The following is a 2,564-nucleotide window of genomic DNA, read 5'->3' on the forward strand; positions in this document are numbered from 1 at the left end:
GTAAGCGTCCGGTAAACCCATCTTGAATATCAGCGACAGATCGTAGAGGATTGAATCTCCATCAGGTTCTTGGTGGAGTAATTCATCCCAGTAGGTGGAGTAATGCAACCTAACGAGCTTGCCACACAAGAAGGACGGCGTCACCGCCGTCAGTTCAGCCCGCAATTTAAAGCAGATATCGTCGCTCAGTGTCAGGGACGTGGGGTGTCGGTCGCGGCGGTGGCCCGCCAGTACGATCTGCATCCCAACCTGCTACGTAAATGGGTCCAGGCCCATGAACGCCTTGACAGACTGGAGGCTGCGCCCGCCGTGCGCTGTGATGTCGCGGCGCAATTCATTCCTGTGCAAGTGGTTCAGCCCAGTATATCCGAGGCACCTGCTAAAAGGGTGGAAGATATCCGTATCGAGCTGCAACATAATGGCCTGATGGCCACGGTACGTTGGCCGGTCTCGCAGGCTGCACAGTGTGCGGCCTGGCTACGCGACCTGATGCGATGATCCGCATTGACCAGATTTGGCTGGCAGTCGAACCGATGGATATGCGCGCTGGCACCGAGACGGCGCTATCGCGGGTCGTGACGGTGTTTGGCGCAGTGCAACCGCATCATGCATATGTGTTTGCCAATCGCCGGGCCAACCGTCTGAAGGTGTTGGTGCATGATGGGATGGGCGTGTGGCTGGCGGCCCGTAGGCTGCACCAGGGCCGTTTTACCTGGCCACAATCTGGCTTGGCCAATCAGCAGCTAAGCGCAGAACAATTACAGGCGCTGGTTATCGGCCTGCCCTGGCATCGCCTTGGCAGCGGGAGTGTCATCGACTGGCTGTGACGCAGGCCGGCGATCACAAATGCAATCCGGGCATGTGCTCATGGCGAGCAGTATGTCACTGTGGCACACTGTCAATATGCCTTCACCTTCAACCAGACCCGACCTCGATCAGATGGATGCTCCGGCCTTGAAACAATTGTTTCTTGAGCTTGAGGTCAGAAACCAGCAGCTTGCGGCTGAAGTGACTGCTGCGCGAGAGGTCACGGTGCGGCGCGAGCAGATGATGGTGCGCCAGCAGGATGATATCCGCTTCAAAGATGCCAAAATCGCGCAGCTCACGCATGAGATCGCCGCTCTGAAGCGCTATCAGTTCGGCAAGAAAGGAGAGCAACTGTCGGGCGTACAAGGCACATTGCTTGAGGAAGCGGTAGGCGAAGACATTGCCGCCATCGAAACCGAGCTTGAATTACTGGCTGGCGCCCCTTCAGCCACCCGCGCCACGGGGCAACCCAAACGCCAGCCTATGCCTGAGCACCTGCCCCGCGTTCAGTTCCATCATGAGCCAGAAAGCATCACGTGCTCATGCGGTTGCCAGTTGTTGCGCATCGGTGAGGATGTCAGCGAGAAGCTGGATTTTATTCCTGGTGTGCTGCAGGTTGAACGCCATGTTCGTGGCAAATGGGTGTGCAAAGGATGTCAAACTCTGACTCAGGCTCCCGTGCCGGCGCATGTGATTGACAAGGGTCTGCCTTCTGCCGGGCTACTGGCCCATGTGCTGGTGGCCAAATATGCGGATCACTTGCCTTTGTATAGGCAGGAAAAAATCTTCGAGCGCGCAGGTATGAAGCTGGCGCGCTCCACGCTGGCGGACTGGGTGGGCACCAGTGGCGTGCACCTGCAGCCCCTGGCCGATGCCTTGCACGAGACCATCCTCACACATCGCGTGGTCCATGCCGATGAAACGCCAGTACAAATGCTCAAGCCGGGCACAAAAAAGACGCATCGAGCCTATCTGTGGGCCTATGCACCCGGGGTCTTCGAACCGCTCAAGGCGGTGGTTTATGACTTTACCGAGGGACGTGCCGGAGAGCATGCCCGCGACTTCCTGGGCGACTGGCAAGGTAGCCTGATCTGTGATGATTACTCGGGATACAAGGCTAGCTTTACGCAAGGCGTGACCGAGATCGGCTGCATGGCGCATGCCCGTCGCAAATTCTTCGAGCTGCACGCTGCCAACAAAAGCCAGTTGGCCGAGCAGGCGCTGCATTACATCGGCCAGCTCTACGAGATAGAGCGCCAGGCCAAAGACCTCAGCCATGAGGATCGCAGGCAGGTGCGTCAGACGCAGGCCAGCCCCCTGGCTCAGGCATTACATGCCTGGATGCTCGCCCAACGAGCGCGGGTACCCGATGGCTCGGCCACTGCGAAAGCGCTGGACTACAGCCTGAAACGCTGGAGCGCCCTGACGCGCTATCTGGACGATGGGCAATTGCCAATTGACAATAATCATATCGAACAGCAGATTCGACCGATTGCGATCGGGCGCAACAACTGGCTGTTCGCGGGGTCGCTACGCGCCGGCAAACGGGCGGCAGCCATCATGACACTCGTGCAATCGGCCCGCTTGAATGGCCATGACCCCTATGCCTACCTCAAGGATGTGTTGACACGCTTGCCTACTCACCCGGCCAGTCGGATCGACGAACTGTTACCGCACAACTGGACGCCTGAATCTACCCACTAAAAGACAACGGCCGTTAACGCGGCCGTGTCAATATGTGTTCCCCGAACGCTTAC

At 58.2% G+C, this 2,564-nt stretch carries 3 protein-coding genes; all 3 read left to right on the forward strand.

Annotation, left to right across the window (positions count from 1 at the left end; translation table 11 throughout):
- Positions 1 to 102: 102 nt before the first annotated feature.
- The 3 genes from tnpA to tnpC all read left to right on the forward strand — a co-directional run bounded on the left by tnpA (position 103) and on the right by tnpC (position 2,511).
- The gene (gene tnpA, locus EV681_RS22455; RefSeq protein ID WP_130305358.1) at positions 103 to 498 is read left to right on the forward strand and encodes an IS66-like element accessory protein TnpA; all 396 of its coding nucleotides are present in this window, start codon (positions 103 to 105) and stop codon (positions 496 to 498) included.
- Positions 495 to 827 carry an IS66 family insertion sequence element accessory protein TnpB gene (gene tnpB / locus EV681_RS22460; protein WP_130305359.1) on the forward strand — a complete coding sequence of 111 codons (333 nt, stop codon included), beginning with the start codon at positions 495 to 497 and terminating at the stop codon, positions 825 to 827. The genes tnpA and tnpB overlap by 4 nt, the downstream gene beginning before the upstream one ends.
- Positions 828 to 1,047: 220 nt before the next feature.
- Positions 1,048 to 2,511: an IS66 family transposase gene (tnpC, locus tag EV681_RS22465; protein WP_423191233.1), complete on the forward strand. Its 1,464-nt coding sequence runs from the start codon at positions 1,048 to 1,050 to the stop codon at positions 2,509 to 2,511.
- Positions 2,512 to 2,564 lie beyond the last annotated feature (53 nt).

The sequence above is a fragment of the Advenella incenata genome (assembly GCF_004217095.1).
GTDB classification, from domain to species: Bacteria; Pseudomonadota; Gammaproteobacteria; order Burkholderiales; family Burkholderiaceae_B; genus Advenella; species Advenella incenata.